Source organism: Polynucleobacter corsicus, assembly GCF_018688255.1.
GTDB classification, from domain to species: Bacteria; Pseudomonadota; Gammaproteobacteria; order Burkholderiales; family Burkholderiaceae; genus Polynucleobacter; species Polynucleobacter corsicus.
In genome coordinates, this window is the sequence record NZ_CP061314.1 from 1,152,469 (window position 1) to 1,167,720 (window position 15,252).

General features: G+C 46.4%; 13 protein-coding genes. 4 read left to right on the forward strand and 9 right to left on the reverse strand.

Annotated elements, in window-relative coordinates; translation table 11 throughout:
* Nucleotides 1-6 precede the first annotated feature (6 nt).
* The 7 genes from glnA to hrpA form a co-directional block, all read right to left on the reverse strand.
* Nucleotides 7-1,422: a type I glutamate--ammonia ligase gene (glnA, locus tag C2747_RS06005; RefSeq protein ID WP_215330724.1), complete on the reverse strand. Its 1,416-nt coding sequence runs from the start codon at nt 1,420-1,422 to the stop codon at nt 7-9.
* A 197-nt stretch (nt 1,423-1,619) separates the two neighbouring features.
* Nucleotides 1,620-2,483 carry a competence/damage-inducible protein A gene (locus tag C2747_RS06010; protein ID WP_215330725.1) on the reverse strand — a complete coding sequence of 288 codons (864 nt, stop codon included), beginning with the start codon at nt 2,481-2,483 and terminating at the stop codon, nt 1,620-1,622.
* A complete protein-coding gene (locus tag C2747_RS06015) occupies nt 2,476-3,336 on the reverse strand; it encodes an EI24 domain-containing protein (protein WP_251374704.1) in 861 nt (286 codons plus the stop codon). The genes C2747_RS06010 and C2747_RS06015 overlap by 8 nt, the downstream gene beginning before the upstream one ends.
* Before the next feature lie 43 nt (nt 3,337-3,379).
* A complete protein-coding gene (locus C2747_RS06020; RefSeq protein ID WP_215330727.1) occupies nt 3,380-4,357 on the reverse strand; it encodes a sterol desaturase family protein in 978 nt (325 codons plus the stop codon).
* Nucleotides 4,358-4,372: 15 nt separating this feature from the next.
* Nucleotides 4,373-5,137, reverse strand: a complete 765-nt coding sequence (locus tag C2747_RS06025; RefSeq protein ID WP_251374705.1) for a polysaccharide deacetylase family protein — start codon at nt 5,135-5,137, stop codon at nt 4,373-4,375.
* 15 nt (nt 5,138-5,152) lie between these two features.
* Entirely contained in the window at nt 5,153-6,181 is a 1,029-nt protein-coding gene (locus C2747_RS06030; RefSeq protein WP_215330729.1) for a YVTN family beta-propeller repeat protein, read from the reverse strand.
* 59 nt (nt 6,182-6,240) lie between these two features.
* The gene (hrpA, locus tag C2747_RS06035) at nt 6,241-10,323 is read right to left on the reverse strand and encodes an ATP-dependent RNA helicase HrpA (protein ID WP_433915489.1); all 4,083 of its coding nucleotides are present in this window, start codon (nt 10,321-10,323) and stop codon (nt 6,241-6,243) included.
* A 17-nt stretch (nt 10,324-10,340) separates the two neighbouring features.
* On the opposite strand from hrpA, the gene argA reads away from it, so the two are divergent.
* Together argA and C2747_RS06045 are read left to right on the forward strand one after the other, a co-directional pair.
* On the forward strand, nt 10,341-11,705 hold the full coding sequence (gene argA, locus C2747_RS06040; RefSeq protein WP_215330730.1) for an amino-acid N-acetyltransferase: 1,365 nt from the start codon (nt 10,341-10,343) through the stop codon (nt 11,703-11,705).
* A gap of 53 nt (nt 11,706-11,758) precedes the next feature.
* Nucleotides 11,759-12,031, forward strand: coding sequence for an oxidative damage protection protein (locus C2747_RS06045; RefSeq protein WP_215304216.1), 273 nt, complete (start codon nt 11,759-11,761; stop codon nt 12,029-12,031).
* A gap of 221 nt (nt 12,032-12,252) precedes the next feature.
* On the opposite strand, the gene rpiA is transcribed toward C2747_RS06045, so the two are convergent.
* Complete coding sequence (rpiA, locus tag C2747_RS06050) at nt 12,253-12,963, reverse strand: ribose-5-phosphate isomerase RpiA (protein WP_215330731.1); 711 nt, start codon at nt 12,961-12,963, stop codon at nt 12,253-12,255.
* 110 nt (nt 12,964-13,073) lie between these two features.
* Between rpiA and tal the strand changes: the two genes are divergently transcribed.
* Together tal and trxC are read left to right on the forward strand one after the other, a co-directional pair.
* Nucleotides 13,074-14,042: a transaldolase gene (gene tal / locus C2747_RS06055; protein ID WP_215330732.1), complete on the forward strand. Its 969-nt coding sequence runs from the start codon at nt 13,074-13,076 to the stop codon at nt 14,040-14,042.
* Nucleotides 14,043-14,072: 30 nt separating this feature from the next.
* Nucleotides 14,073-14,495: a thioredoxin TrxC gene (trxC, locus tag C2747_RS06060; RefSeq protein ID WP_215330733.1), complete on the forward strand. Its 423-nt coding sequence runs from the start codon at nt 14,073-14,075 to the stop codon at nt 14,493-14,495.
* On the opposite strand, the gene rlmB is transcribed toward trxC, so the two are convergent.
* On the reverse strand, nt 14,488-15,243 hold the full coding sequence (rlmB, locus tag C2747_RS06065) for a 23S rRNA (guanosine(2251)-2'-O)-methyltransferase RlmB (RefSeq protein WP_215304220.1): 756 nt from the start codon (nt 15,241-15,243) through the stop codon (nt 14,488-14,490). The genes trxC and rlmB overlap by 8 nt on opposite strands.
* Between the last annotated feature and the right edge of the window lie 9 nt (nt 15,244-15,252).

Below are 15,252 nucleotides of genomic sequence, written 5' to 3' on the forward strand. Positions count from 1 at the left end.
CTTCGCTTACAGGGAGTAGTACATATCGAATTCGATCGGATGAGTCGTCATACGGAAACGTGTGACATCTTCCATCTTCAAAGCGATATATGCGTCGATCATAGAGTCTGTAAAGACACCACCACGAGTCAAGAACTCACGGTCTTTGTTTAAAGCTTCTAATGCCTCTTCCAAGCTTGCACAAACGGTTGGAATCTTTGCATCTTCTTCTGGTGGCAAATCATACAAGTTCTTGTCAGCAGCTTCACCTGGATGAATCTTATTCTGAACACCATCTAAACCTGCCATCATCAATGCTGAGAAGCAGAGGTATGGGTTAGCCAATGGATCAGGGAAGCGAGTTTCGATACGACGACCTTTAGGGCTTGAAACGTGTGGAATACGAATCGAAGCAGAACGGTTACGAGCAGAGTAAGCCAACTTTACTGGAGCCTCAAAGCCTGGAACTAAACGCTTGTATGAGTTTGTACCTGGGTTAGTGATCGCATTCAATGCCTTAGCGTGCTTAATAATGCCGCCGATGTAGAACAATGCAAACTCTGACAAACCTGCGTAGCCATTGCCAGCAAACAAGTTCTCGCCGTTCTTCCAAATAGATTGGTGAACGTGCATACCAGAACCGTTGTCGCCAACGATAGGCTTAGGCATAAATGTGGCTGTCTTGCCGTAAGCGTGCGCTACGTTTTGAATGACATACTTCTGCCAGATAGTCCAGTCAGCACGCTCAACCAATGTGCTGAACTTAGTGCCCAATTCGTTTTGGCCTTGACCAGCAACTTCATGGTGATGCACTTCGACTGGAATGCCTAAAGATTCGAGGATCAAACACATTTCAGAACGCATGTCATGGAATGTATCTACTGGAGCAACTGGGAAGTAACCACCCTTTTTACCTGGACGATGTCCAGGGTTCCCACCTTCGATTTCAGCAGCTGAAGACCATGGAGCCTCTTCAGAATCTACCTTAACGAAACAACCCTGCATATCAGCACCCCAACGGACGCCATCAAAAATAAAGAATTCTGGCTCTGGACCAAAGTACGCTGTATCACCCAAACCAGTGCTCTTCAAATAGGACTCAGCACGTTTAGCAATCGAACGTGGGTCACGGTCGTAACCTTTACCATCTGAAGGCTCGATCACGTCACATGTGATCACCAATGTTGGCTCTTCATAGAATGGGTCGATGTAGCAAGCTGTTGGATCTGGCATCAGCAACATATCAGATGCTTCAATACCTTTCCAACCGGCAATAGATGAACCGTCAAACGCGTGACCACTCTCAAACTTGTCTTCGTCAAAATGGGAAATAGGTACTGTTGTGTGCTGCTCTTTACCCTTTGTATCTACAAAGCGGAAATCAACAAAAGTACATTCTTTCTCTTTAACTAACTTCATCACATCAGCGACGGTCTTCGTCATGCAAATCTCCTCTATTAACTGAATTCGGAATACAAACCTAAGGTGTACACCCTTGTTTATTCCAGGCATTAAATATGCCCTTGGGATGTATCTAATTTACTGAAGCAAACAAACGGTAACAGCCATTATTGCACTAATTAAGTGCTGAAAAGCCCCTCAAAACCCTATAAATAGCTCTATTTGCACCAAACTAGTGCTTAATCAGATTTTGAAATATCATGAATTACATAACCCAAAGCCTCAGTGCCTGCTCGCAAAGCAATCCAGGCCTCTTCTAATAGACTGGCATTACCCTTAATACCCAATTCAATATGCCGGTCGGCGTAGACACCGCCTCTAGAGGAATCGCCAACTGACGGGAGACTAAAGACCTTTACGCCTGGATATGAGGCCTCAATACGCTCCATTAAGGGTGTTAAAACGGACTCAATCCCTTTTGGAACAATAAAACTTTGCTCTGCCCAGTTTTCACGATGAAATAAATTCTGATAATGGGTATCCAGGCACCACGCCATCATGGGCGCAGCCATGACAGGAAAGCCAGGCACAAAATAGTGCTCGCGAATCGAAAAACCAGGGATCTGGTTATAGGGATTTGGGATGATGTCACTCCCAATTGGAAACTCCCCCATCTTAAAGCGATGCTGATTTTCCGCAGTATTGAGATCGGCCTTCATGGGGTCGCCCTCTGCCATGATCCGAATACGTCCTGCAATAAGCTCTTGTGCAGTCGCATGTAATTGCGTTTGTGTACCCAAAGCTAAAGCGGCACATTGTCTAGTGTGGTCATCAGGCGTAGCTCCGATACCCCCGGTACTGAAAACCACATCACCACTTGCGAAGGTATCTTTCAAGGTAGCGGTAATTTGTTCGGGATCATCTGCGACATATTTAGCCCAAGATAAGCTTAGGCCACGCTCATTTAAAAGCTCAATCAATTTACTCAGATGCTTGTCTTGACGACGCCCAGACAAAATTTCATCACCAATCACAATTAAACCGAAACGACGAGTATTTGCTTCGGAGTCCTCGAGACTCGAATTTTTTAATACCTCAACCATGGTTCGGCAACTCCGTATCAATAACACGCGCTTCAATATTCAAAGATCGATCCAACTCAATACTACGTAATTCTTTTAATGCCTCAAGCAAGTAATGTGTAAACCAGAGCGCAGCAAAGACAAAGATTAAAGAATAGACCCACAGCGCAACAAAGCTGACAATGGGAAATAAGACAAGGGCTAAAACAGAAGTTGCCCAGAAAAAGGTCGGCACCGCTCCCAACATCCCAGAAATAATTCCCATAGCCAATAGTGGCCAACGGTGTTGATGCAAAAGGATATCGCGCTCTTCTGCAGTAGCATGCAGCGCTAACACATCGTAAGACATCAGGCGCATGGTCAACCAGCCCCAAATCAATGGCGGCAAAACAGCAACCAGTGGCGGTATCCACCACACTGGCAAAGTGAGCATCACTAGAGCTAAACAGATCAAGGCGGACCAAAGGGTGTAAGCAAAACTACCCAACAAACCGCCGCCCTTTTTCTTCGCAATGTCTTTATAGGCGTATTGACGCGCGACTACCTTGACGATGGTTGGCACGGTTGTCAAGGCGATGAAAACCAATAAACTAATGGAGATTAAAGGAATCAGTAACATCACGAAGAAGAGCGGTGCGATCCATGCACGTGCACCCTCGAAGCCGGCCCAGATCAAGCCATCCGCAATCAAGCTAGTAAAAATGGATGCCGTCAGAAAAGTACTCAGCATCTCTAATGCTGGAGTCCAAGTTAGCCAAATTAAAACGCCCCACAAGACCGAGACAATTAAAAATGGTCGCAGACTAAGCCATAGCATTTTGGGATGCATCGCACCAACTAAAGCTAAGCCAAAAGACTTAAAAACTTGCTGCATGCTATTCATATATTTCCATTGCTACTGTGTGAGCTACTAACTTCTATTTTGCTTTGGGAAAGATTTCTCGAATCGAGTGAATGAGACTTTGCCACTGATGCTGCAATACATTGGGCGACAAAACTAAGTCCCTGACTCCAGTGGGATGAACTTCTTTTGAAAAGATTGCAGTATTAAGCATCATATCCCACCAAGGAAATAAAACACCAAAGTTACAACCCCCTAAAACACCTGGTTTACCTTTGGCCTCGTGACCGAAACCTACCGCGTGATGCAGCCGGTGATACATCGGAGAAATTAAGAAGTATTTAAAAAAGCCAAGATCAATCTTCAAATTGGCATGTTGCCAGCTTTGAATCAGTTGGCTTAACACCACCAACACAATAAATTGACTAGGTGATACGCCAAACAATAGAGCAAAGAAAGAAAACACAAAGGCATGCATGATGTCGTCGATGATGTGATTGCGATCATCAGACCAAGCAGTCATCACCGTTTGACTATGATGCAAGGCATGTAATTTCCACCACCAATTAAACACATGGGAGGCGCGGTGATATAGATACTCCACCAAATCAAGTAAGACAAAGTAGATAAAAAAACTCACCAAGGGTATGGATGTGACTGGTGGCCACCAGGACTCCACATTCAGTCTGCCAAAACGGAAGTCATGCAAGACCGAATCAAGCTGAAAGAAAAGTCCGGATAAGGCAATAAAAATCAGACCGTGAAAAATGCCTAGACGATGAAACAGGGTGTAAAAAATATCCGCCTTGGAGCTCTTCGCAAACCGCTCTTGTATCTCTGCAGGGGAAAATCTCTCCCAGGCTCTGAGAATCACCGCAATCAGGAAAATCTGAATGCATCCAAACAAAAACCAGTCGATGCCATCAAATACATCCTCGGCCATCGACATCAGGTCAAATTGATACAAAATTGGCCCAGCTACATAGGTAAACAAGAATTCTTGAACGCTAGCGTAGGCTGATGCGATGGCGGCTGTCAGGGGGTTTAAGTCCATATTCTCAATTGTGACTTATTTATCCCGTTTTGGCAGGGTTGCAAAACAAAACCCCCGAGCCTTCAAATTCAGAATCAGTTGCTCTAAAACTGCTGGAGCCCAGGGATCCTTACGTGACCAAATACCCAAATGCGCCATAGCGATATCGCCATCCTGAAGCTGGCTACTAGCCTTATCCAGCAGCGCTTTGTTAGGATGCGTCTCTGAACTCAACTCATCCCCCAAAAATCCCGCAGGATTCCAGCCAACATGCTGGTAAGCACATTGATCACCCATCCTGCTCGAACGGGGGGATGTTTTTCCACCAGGAGCTCGCCAGATTTTTTGAATACTGGCGCCGGTTAACTCTTTGAAGCGCTCATCCACTCGACGGATTTCTCGGCAATAAGCTGCTTCGCTGTACAGAGTTGCTACACCAGCCTTTGGGCCGAATTGTGGCTTTGCAAAGATTTCTCCGCTTGGGCCGTCCTTCACAAAGTACACATGGTCATAGGTATGACTACCAAAGTGATGACCTTCACGCACCCGATCTTGCCAATATGATTTCCAAGAATCATCTAAAGAAAAATCACCACGGCTAGTTTTTTCATTCGCTAGAAAAAAAGTAGCTTTCACATTCTGACGATTTAAAATGTCGGCAATCGTTTGCGCTACAGACATATTGCCAGTATCAAAAGTTAGGTAAACCGTTTTTTTACAATTCGCCTCTTGTGCAATACCCAGCAAGGAGCATGCCGCCAGAACGATGAATGCCGTCAGTCGAACGAGGGTCGCATTCAAATACATCTAATTGGGCTATTCCCAGCTAGCACGCGGAGTGAAGAAAACACCGTGAGGGGATCTACCAACAGGAATTACTGAGACCAGCTTCATCGAAGGTATGTCAATCACTCCCACCTTTTTAGAAAAACGGAGTGTGACCCATATAGTTTTTCCATCAGGTGTAATTTCCATATCATCGGGGCCTGCCGGCAGACCAGTAATATCGCCTATCTTTTCCAGAGTCTGCATATTAATCATGCTGATACTTGACGCAATACGATTGGTTACAAACACATGCTTTTTATCACCTAAGGGACGGAAGTTGTGAGCGCCCTTTCCAGTCAAGATTCGCTTTACCTCTTTACGGGTTTTCCAATCAACGACTTGAACATAGTCCTCACCAGTAATACCAATTAACAAGTATTGATCACCAGGCGTCATCCAGACTCCTGCTGGCACCTTACCCGTGGTGATTTTCCATATGACAGTCTGGGTATCCAAATCAATTGCCGCAAGTTCATTGGAGTCTTGCAAAGTAATAAAGGCGATCTTGCTATCTGCCGTGAATGCGACATGACTTGGTGTCTTACCCAGCTTAATTGCTTTAGCCAGCTTGAGATCCGCACCTTGCGCGCGATAGACATCTACCCTATCCAAGCGATTACCGTTTGCAATAAACCACTTATGATTTGGCGAATAACCAATTTGATATGGATCAATGATGTCTGATATCTTGCCAGTTAACTCACCAGTGGTGGGATTCATCAACGCAACATCATTGCCCGCGGCATTGGCAATCAGCAAAGTCTTTTGGTCAGGGGCCATCATCAAGTGATGAGGCTCTTTTCCAACCGGCACAGTCTTAATCACTTTGCGGTTGGGCATATCAATCAGACTGACGGTAGCTTCACCAGAATTCAAGACTACCGCTAACTTGGGCTCCGCCTTGGACTCAGATGAGTTTGAACCTTGAGCATAGACAGCATTTAAAAGCCCAGTCAGGACAAATACAGTAAGGGTTGAAATACTGACAAATTTGGCTTTACTAATATAGGTATGCATGATTTATATTGTAAGCAATTGATTCATCTGGCGTAGGCCTTTAAGCAGAATCATTTGATCTATCGAAAGCTAGCCAAGACCTTTTCTAGGCGCTTTAAGGACATTGGGCTTGGGGTCTTTAGCTCCTGGGCATATAACGCCACCCTCAATTCCTCCAGCTGCCAGCGAAAATCCGCTAAAGCCTGATCCTCACCAAAAGCATGTGACGCAGAGCCTTGGCCAGCCTGAACGAGTTTTTGCCATGGCCTGGCAACCGACTCCCAATCTTTTTGGCACTGTGAATCCCGGATTGGATTAGCGCGTAATTTATCAATTCGCATGGCAATAGCTTTGAGATAGCGAGGGAAATGCACTAACTGGCTGTATGGCGTATCTGAAACAAATTTAGGGGATATGAGGCCTTGGACTTGATTCTGAATATCTGCATGGGCATTAGCTGAGGCAGCCTTTGCTTGAGATAACTTCTTTTGTAGATCTGCATAAGCCTGCAATGCCGCCAAGGCATGCTTTGCAATCTCCTGCGCGATCAGAGCCAAACGGGGCTTACCTGCTTGTAAACGCTCTGCAAATTGCTCGGCATTCACGGGCAATGGATCACTCATAAATGCCCGCTCCAAAGCAAGATTCAGAATTTGCTCAATTAAGCTATCAACAGATCCAATATTGATAAACAGCAATCCAAGCTCCCTAATTCCAGGGAGTTGTTTTTGCAACGCCTTGAGTGTGTCTTTATTCGATAGCGCGAATAATCTGCACAATCCCCGCCAATGATGTTTTCTAGCTTCTAGCAAATCATCGAATACTTCAAGATCACATGCTTCGATACGATCGACTAAAGCTGGATAGCCAAATAAGACGCTATTACCTTTCTGAATTTCTAGAGTCTCAGGTAGCTCACCAAAGTCCCAGCTTCGATAACCACCCTGCTCAACCGTTTTTACTGAAGATGCATTAGTACTTTGATTGGCTTTACTAATAGGGGCGGCGTTACTCACCTGAGCAAGCACACCGAGCTCTTCATGGACTGCTTGCTGCGCTATGGCTTGGAAGGCTGTGCGGGCAGTCTCTCCATATTCAGCACGCAAGCGGGATAAATTACGTTCCAACTCCAATTGGCGGCCGTGCTCATCAACTAGGCGGAAATTCATTGAAGAATGTAAAGGCAAAGATTCTGGTCTGAAATCAGTCCGTTTAATTTCTAAGCCACGTTCTTTACGAATATCGGTAATGAGACTATCTAAAAAGTCACCTACCCCAAACTGCTTGCTTGATAACATCCGCTCTAAATAGGATTTTGCATACTCGGGTAGTGGCACGCAGTGGCGACGCAATTTCTGAGGAAGTGATTTAAGTAATAACCCAATTTTTTCTTCACACATGCCTGGAACTAGCCAATCACATCGACGACCATCAACCTGATTTAATAGAGTCAAAGGCACTACCAGTGTTACTCCATCTTTGGGGCTGCCAGGTTCAAAGTGGTAAGTCAAACTTAGTTCGCTGCCACCAACCATCATCTTTTTAGGATAGCGATCTACCGTAATTCCAGCTGCCTCATGGCGCATTAAATCTGCTTTGGCCAGGCGCAAAAGGCTGTCAGCACCCTCCTCAGCAATGTCTTTACTCGCTAAGGTCTTTAGCAACCAGGCTTTCATGCCCTCCCTGCTCAGAACATCCTCAGGAATGCGTGAATCATAAAAAGCAAAAAGGAGATCATCATCCACCAACACATCGGGGCGTCGTGAACGATGCTCGAGTGCCTCAATCTCTTTAATCAATCTACGGTTATGCCAAAAGAATTCAAAAGTCCCGGGATACTTTTTTCTAGCATCAGCTTCGGTCTCCCGCATTAATGCCGGGCTATCCATACGGCCAAACATCTCTTCTTGAACTAATGCCTGGGTAATAAATAAACTGCGCGCATCTTTTGGGTTATGGGGCTCATAACGTACGCGACGACCGTGATAAATCGGCAGACCATATAAAGTTCCGCGCTCAAAGGCCATAACCTCTCCTTGACGACTATCCCAGAATGGCTCACTCAAGGATTTAATCAGGCGGTGGGTTGCAACCTTCTCAACCCACCCGGGCTCGATTTTTGCAATTGTGCGAGCGTACATGCGATTGGTTTCTTGAAGTTCGCCAGCCAAAATCCAAGCTCCAGCTTTTTTGCCAATCGTTGAACCCGGCCATATAAAGGGACGAATACCGCGTGCACCAATATAACTACCCGTCTTACTGCCACGCTCCTGAGATTTTTCATCCTCTTCTTTTTTGGCCACATAGCCCAAGAGGCCAGTTAATAGCGAAAGATGAACTTGTTCGTAAGTAGCGGCGGATGGATTTTCTTTCCAGCCCTTTTCGGCCAACATCGTATGCAGTTGACCATGAACATCGCGCCATTCACGCAGACGTCTTGGTGACAAAAACTTACTACGGCAGAGATTCTCTAATTGTCGATTACTGTGCTTGTGCTTCAAGGCATCTTGATGCCAATCCCAAAGCTTAACGAAACTTAGAAACTCGGAACGCTCATCCGCAAACTGCAAATGCGCTTGGTCAGCGGCAGCTGCTTGATCCATAGGTCGATCACGTGGATCTTGTGTAGCCAAAGCGGAGGCGATGATAGTGACCTCACGCAATGCGTTGTGCTCCTTGGCCGCTAACAGCATTCGACCAATCCGAGGATCTAATGGCAGATCCGCTAACTGCTTACCAATAGGGGTCAACTTGAATCTGCTGTTGCTATCCGTATCGTTATTGATGGTGACCTCGTCATAGGCAATAGCGCCTAACTCATCTAGGAGCTGTACACCGTCAGCAATCGCGCGACCCAAAGGTTTATCAATAAATGGAAATTCTTGAATGCGAGGTAAACGTAGAGAACTCATGCGAAGCAAGACCGCCGCTAATGAGCTACGCAGGATTTCTGGATCAGTAAATTTGGGACGACTTAAATAATCTTGCTCGCTGTAGAGACGAATGCAAATACCATCTGACACGCGGCCACAACGACCTGCCCTCTGATTAGCAGCCGCCTGAGAAATTGACTCAATCTGAAGTTGCTCTACTTTGTTACGGTAGGAGTAGCGTTTGACACGTGCCAGGCCACTATCGACCACATATCGAATATTGGGAACTGTTAATGAGGTCTCGGCAACGTTAGTCGTCAAAATAATACGGCGGCCATTGCCGGGGTTGAATACGCGCTCTTGTTCCGCAACCGATTGCCGAGCAAAAAGACTCAAAATCTCCGGATGAAAGCGTTGCTGGAGAACATGGTCTTTTCTGAGAGCTTCAGCACAATCCCGAATCTCCCGCTCTCCGGGCAGGAAGACCAGTACATCTCCTGCACCAGACACAACTTCACGCCATACTTTTGCAATTGCTTCTGTGACTGCGTCCGAAAGCTCCTTGGCCTCTTTGGACTCTTTTTTTCCGTCAGGCTTAACGTCAGGCTCTAGTGGTTCATAACGTTGCTCGACCGGGAAAAGTCGCCCACTCACCTCAATTACCGGAGCAGACTTGCCATTTAATGCGAAATGATCTGAAAAACGCTTTGCATCAATAGTCGCCGAAGTAATAATCAACTTGAGGTCTGGGCGCTTGGGTAGCAACTGTCGCAGATAACCCAATAGAAAATCAATATTGAGGCTGCGCTCATGAGCCTCATCAATAATGAGAGTGTCGTAGGCACGAAGCTGAGGGTCTCGCTGCGTTTCTGCCAGCAAGATGCCATCGGTCATCAACTTGATTGAAGCGCCCTGACTGGTCTTATCAGCAAAGCGCACTTGGTAGCCCACGTCTTGACCAATGGGAGTGCCCAACTCCTGGGCGATGCGCTTTGCAGTGGCTGTCGCAGCGATACGGCGAGGTTGCGTGTGTCCAATGAGGCGACCACCGTTCATAGTGCCCCTGCCAAGATCTAAACAGATTTTGGGTAATTGGGTTGTTTTGCCTGATCCAGTCTCTCCACACACAATGACGACCTGATGGGAGCTCAAAGCATCCTTGATGATTTGACGCTGGCCTGATACCGGCAACTCCTCTGGAAATTGAATCTCCAGCCGTCGAAGGGTGTTGGAAGCAGGCACAGTCTCAGGGCTCGCTTTGGGTTTTTGTTGGTTTATGGGCTCTTGCACCCTATAATTTTCTCACTATGCCAACAAATGCACCGAATCCCGGCTCAAATGCCGAAGAATCCAGCTCTAACTTTCCTTTTGTAGGATGGCTGCGTGATGTTGCGCCCTATATCCATAGCTTCCGCGAGAAGACCTTTGTCATTGCCTTTGCTGGTGAACTAGCTCAAGAAATTGGCCTAGAAAATCTGATTGAAGATATCGCCATGCTGCACGCCATGGGTATGCGGATTGTTTTGGTTCACGGCATCCGCCCTCAAATTGAAGAGCAACTCATGCTTCGCAATATCAAGAGTCAGTTTGGCCAAAGTGCAATGCATAGCTACCGGATTACCGATGCAGCTGCCCTAGAGTGCGTCAAAGAAGCTGCTGGTGAACTACGCCTCGATATCGAAGCAGCATTTAGTCGGGGCTTGCCCAACACTCCGATGGCAGGCTCACGAATTTCGGTTATCTCAGGCAACTTTATTACAGCAATGCCTGTAGGCGTAGTTGAGGGAATTGATTACATTCATACTGGCTTGGTACGTAAGGTGGACTCTACCTCCATCAAGCTCTCACTTGATAGCAATAAGATCGTACTGCTCTCGCCTTTGGGATTCTCGCCAACTGGTCAAGCATTTAATCTCGCCTTTGAAGATGTAGCTGCATCTACTGCTGTGGCACTCAAAGCGGATAAATTAATTTTCTTAAGCCCCTATACCGGTTTGAAAGATGAGGAAGATGACTTCATCACCGAACTCTCAATGCCCCAGCTTCAAGAATACGTATCCCAACATCCAGAACTCGATATAGGCATGAAGAGTTTGTTGAATATTTCTGGCAGGGCTATTCGTGCTGGCGTCAGTCGCGTGCACTTCTTGCCATGCAACCGAGATGGCGCCCTCCTGGAAGAGCTCTTTACCCATGATGGTATTGGCATGATGCTAGCCTCATCCGATATTGAGAATTTACGTGAAGCCAATCAGGATGACGTTGGTGGCATTCTGCAGCTCACCAGCCCGCTCGAAGATGAAGGTATTTTGGCTGCGCGGGGTCAGGACGTTATTGAGCGTGATATTCAGCGCTTCTCTGTGATTGAGCATGACCGGGTTCTCTTTGGATGCGCAGCCCTCTTCCCATTTCCGAATGGCGTAGGTGAACTAGCTTGTCTCGCAGTTGATCCGGATGTTCAAGGTTCAGGCGATGGAGAGCGTTTGCTCAAGCGCGTTGAAATGCGAGCAAAACGGGAAGGCATCAAGAAGCTTTTCGTTTTGACGACTAGAACAGAACATTGGTTTTTGAAGCGCGGCTTTAAGCGCGCCTCGGTAGATGATCTTCCAGAAGAAAGAAAGCAAATTTACAACTGGGATCGTAAATCCATGGTCTTAACCAAAGATCTTTAATAAGTTATTTTTATATTTTTTCTTTAGCACACCGTATTTGAAAGGCAACACAAATGGCACGAATGGTTCAATGCATCAAACTGAATAAAGAAGCTGAAGGCATGGACTTCGCACCACTACCTGGCGACCTCGGTAAGAAAGTTTGGAATCAAGTCTCTAAAGAGGCATGGGCCGCTTGGTTGAAACACCAAACCATGCTTATTAATGAGAATCGCCTGAACATGGCGGACCCTCGTGCTCGTCAGTACCTCCTCAAGCAAGTTGAAAAATACTTCTTTGAAGGTGGTGCAGACATGGCTCAGGGCTATGTACCGCCAGCTGAATAATTCTTTTTGAATATCTCTTGACGAGTTAAATTCAGAAGCATAGGATGAAATCGTAGTCAGTCAGTTTGTGTGATCGGCTACATTGGCGAAAGCCACTACTTGTAAGCATATCTATGTGCTTATGGGCATCGGGAACATCAATTCTTCCCTTTGCCTGCGCCATGAATCGTCATGGCAAACAAACCCGATGGAACAGCTTGCTGCCCCGTCGGGTTTTTTAATTAGAAAGTGATTCTGCTCACGCCAGAGGTATTGCTCACCAGCAAAACATCCGCCTTCTCTTTTGCAAATAAGCCAACAGTGATTACGCCAGCGATTTGATTGATTTGCGACTCAAGAGCGATGGGGTTAGCGATCTTTAAACCAGCGATATCCAAAATCCAGCCGCCGTTATCCGTCACAAAAGGCTGACTTGGGGTCTGACCTAAGTCTTCACGAGTCTCTTTGCTCATTCTGAGTGTGACTGCACCGCCCAACTTAGCTAGCTCTTGAGTAACAATACCTTTTGATAAGGGAATGATTTCCACAGGCAATGCAAAGTTCCCCAATACCGGAACCTGTTTTGAGGCATCACAGATGCAGATAAATTGCTTGGCCATGGAGGCAATAATCTTTTCACGGGTCAAAGCGCCGCCGCCGCCCTTGATCATATGACCAGCAGGATCTATTTCATCGGCGCCGTCCACATAAGCAGGTAGACGATCCACCTCATTGGGATCTAAGACCTTAAAACCGTGTTTTAACAGGCGCTCAGTCGTGGCATTAGAACTAGACACCGTACCAGCGAAATGATCCTTGTGGGGCGCTAAGGCATCAATAAAGTAATTGGCGGTAGAGCCTGTCCCGATACCCAAGATCTGGCCTGCGGGTAGCTTTAAAACCTCATCCCGAGCTGCTTCACCCACCAATTGCTTTAGTTGATCTTGATTCATGATCTTGCCCGATATCCTTATCTGAACTGGAACAGCCTTATTTATCCATCTATCATATGATATTCAATCTATATCACCTGATTAATTCATCGAGAGTATTGCCAATAGCCATGACATCACCTGCAAGCGCACTGAGCCAACTCAAACAATTTACTACGGTCGTGGCCGATACAGGCGACTTTGAGCGTATGCGGGAATATCAACCGCAAGACGCTACCACTAACCCCTCCCTCATCCTGAAGGCTGCCCAGCAAGCCAACTACCAGGCCTTGGTAAATCAAGTTAAATCAGCGCACCCTGGCATCAAGCCCGTCGATTTAGTCGACCACATCCTGGTAGCCTTTGGTCTGGAGATTTTGAAGATCGTCCCAGGTAGGGTTTCGACTGAAGTTGATGCCCGCCTCTCCTTTGATACTCTGGCAACGATTAAGAAGGCTAAGCACCTCATCTCACTGTATGAATCGCACGAGATCGACCGTAAACGTGTCTTAATTAAGTTAGCTGGTACATGGGAAGGAATTGAGGCAGCGAGAGTTTTAGAGGCTGAAGGCATTCATTGCAACATGACGCTGCTCTTCTCTTTGGTACAAGCGGCGGCTTGCGGTGCAGTCAATGCGAAATTGATTTCCCCTTTTGTAGGGCGCATTACCGATTGGCATAAAACGAAACTTGGCAGTAATTGGAGTGATGAAAATAATGGCGGAGCAAATGATCCAGGCGTTACCTCCGTCAAGCGTATCTTCCACTATTACAAGCACTTCGGAATCAATACCGAAATCATGGGGGCTAGCTTCCGTAATATCAGTCAAATATTAGAGCTAGCCGGATGTGACTTATTGACTATCAGCCCAGAGCTATTAGGTGATCTTCAGAACAGTTCGGCAGCGGTTGAGAAAAAACTGAATGCCAGTAATGCAGCTAGCGAGCTTGCAAGCGAAAATATCCTAGCACTGAAGCTAGATGAGCCAAACTTTAGATTGCAGTTAAATGATGATGCAATGGCCACTGAAAAACTAGCCGAAGGGATTAGGAATTTCTGCATTGATACCGAGAAACTCGAAGCGCTCTTAAGTCACTAATTCTGTAAATTGCCAGATTAAGGAGTCAAGATGATTATTCATTGTCCGCATTGCAATAAAGGAAATCGTGTTCCTACTGAAAAGCTCAATCAAACGCCTATTTGCGGAGCCTGCCAACAAGAACTCCTATCGCTTCCGATTAACGCCACAGCGGCTAACTTTAGCGAACTCGTAACTCAATCTGTCATGCCAGTGATAGTCGATTTTTGGGCACCATGGTGCGGACCCTGCAAAATGTTCGAGCCCATTTTTCAGGGAAGTGCCATTGCCCATGCAAATCAAATTTTGTTTGTGAAAGTTAATACCGAGGCAGAGCAAGCACTCGGATCGCAATGGAATATCCGATCAATACCAACTCTGACGGGATTTAAGGGTGGTAAAGAAGTGCACCGTGTTAGTGGTGCTCTACCGCCAGCCGAACTAGAGCAATTTGTAAAGCAGTTGACTATTTAGGCTCTTTGGATAAACGCTGCCTCAACGCTTCGTACAAACAGACGCCACTAGCAACGGATACGTTCAGACTCTCTACGACACCCTTCATCGGAATACGTACCAACTCATCACAAGTCTCACGAGTTAAGCGGCGCATGCCCTCACCCTCTGCGCCCATAACGATGCCGATGGGACCAGTCAGATCTAAGTCGTAGATCGATTTTTCAGCTTCATCATCAGTACCGATTAGCCAAACGCCCGCTTCTTGCATTTCTTTCATACTTCGAACCAGATTGGTAACGGTAATCACAGGCATTACCTCAGAAGCGCCGCTCGACACTTTACTCACAGTGGCATTAATTGAGGCTGAACGATCTTTAGGAATAACTACAGCATCCACACCCGCACCATCAGCGACACGCAAGCATGCACCAAAGTTATGGGGATCGGTTACGCCATCTAAGACTAAGAACATTACCTTACTTTGATTGCTTTCCGCATCCTCAACTACTTCAGTAATGGTACGAGCAATGGTCATCTTCTCTGCCAGAGCCACCACGCCTTGATGGCGATCATGACCTGCGAGTTTGTGAAGGCGCTCTGCATCGGCGGCATGCAGTCTTTCACCTAGAATTTCTTCAGCCTGCTTAAGAAAATCACCCATACGACGATCACGCCGACTAGGATCAAAATATACTGACTTCAGACTTGCTGCGTCCACTCGTAAGCGCGCTTGTACTGCATGAAAACCAACTAATATTTGCTTCATCTTTACTTA

What these genes read in the sequence shown, in the direction of transcription:
- glnA (WP_215330724.1), bottom strand. Translation starts at nt 1,422, where the DNA reads ATGACGAAGACCGTCGCTGATGTGATGAAGTTAGTTAAAGAGAAAGAA.
- C2747_RS06010 (WP_215330725.1), bottom strand. Translation starts at nt 2,483, where the DNA reads ATGGTTGAGGTATTAAAAAATTCGAGTCTCGAGGACTCCGAAGCAAAT.
- C2747_RS06015 (WP_251374704.1), bottom strand. Translation starts at nt 3,336, where the DNA reads ATGCAGCAAGTTTTTAAGTCTTTTGGCTTAGCTTTAGTTGGTGCGATG.
- C2747_RS06020 (WP_215330727.1), bottom strand. Translation starts at nt 4,357, where the DNA reads ATGGACTTAAACCCCCTGACAGCCGCCATCGCATCAGCCTACGCTAGC.
- C2747_RS06030 (WP_215330729.1), bottom strand. Translation starts at nt 6,181, where the DNA reads ATGCATACCTATATTAGTAAAGCCAAATTTGTCAGTATTTCAACCCTT.
- argA (WP_215330730.1), top strand. Translation starts at nt 10,341, where the DNA reads ATGCCAACAAATGCACCGAATCCCGGCTCAAATGCCGAAGAATCCAGC.
- C2747_RS06045 (WP_215304216.1), top strand. Translation starts at nt 11,759, where the DNA reads ATGGCACGAATGGTTCAATGCATCAAACTGAATAAAGAAGCTGAAGGC.
- rpiA (WP_215330731.1), bottom strand. Translation starts at nt 12,963, where the DNA reads ATGAATCAAGATCAACTAAAGCAATTGGTGGGTGAAGCAGCTCGGGAT.
- tal (WP_215330732.1), top strand. Translation starts at nt 13,074, where the DNA reads ATGACATCACCTGCAAGCGCACTGAGCCAACTCAAACAATTTACTACG.
- trxC (WP_215330733.1), top strand. Translation starts at nt 14,073, where the DNA reads ATGATTATTCATTGTCCGCATTGCAATAAAGGAAATCGTGTTCCTACT.
- rlmB (WP_215304220.1), bottom strand. Translation starts at nt 15,243, where the DNA reads ATGAAGCAAATATTAGTTGGTTTTCATGCAGTACAAGCGCGCTTACGA.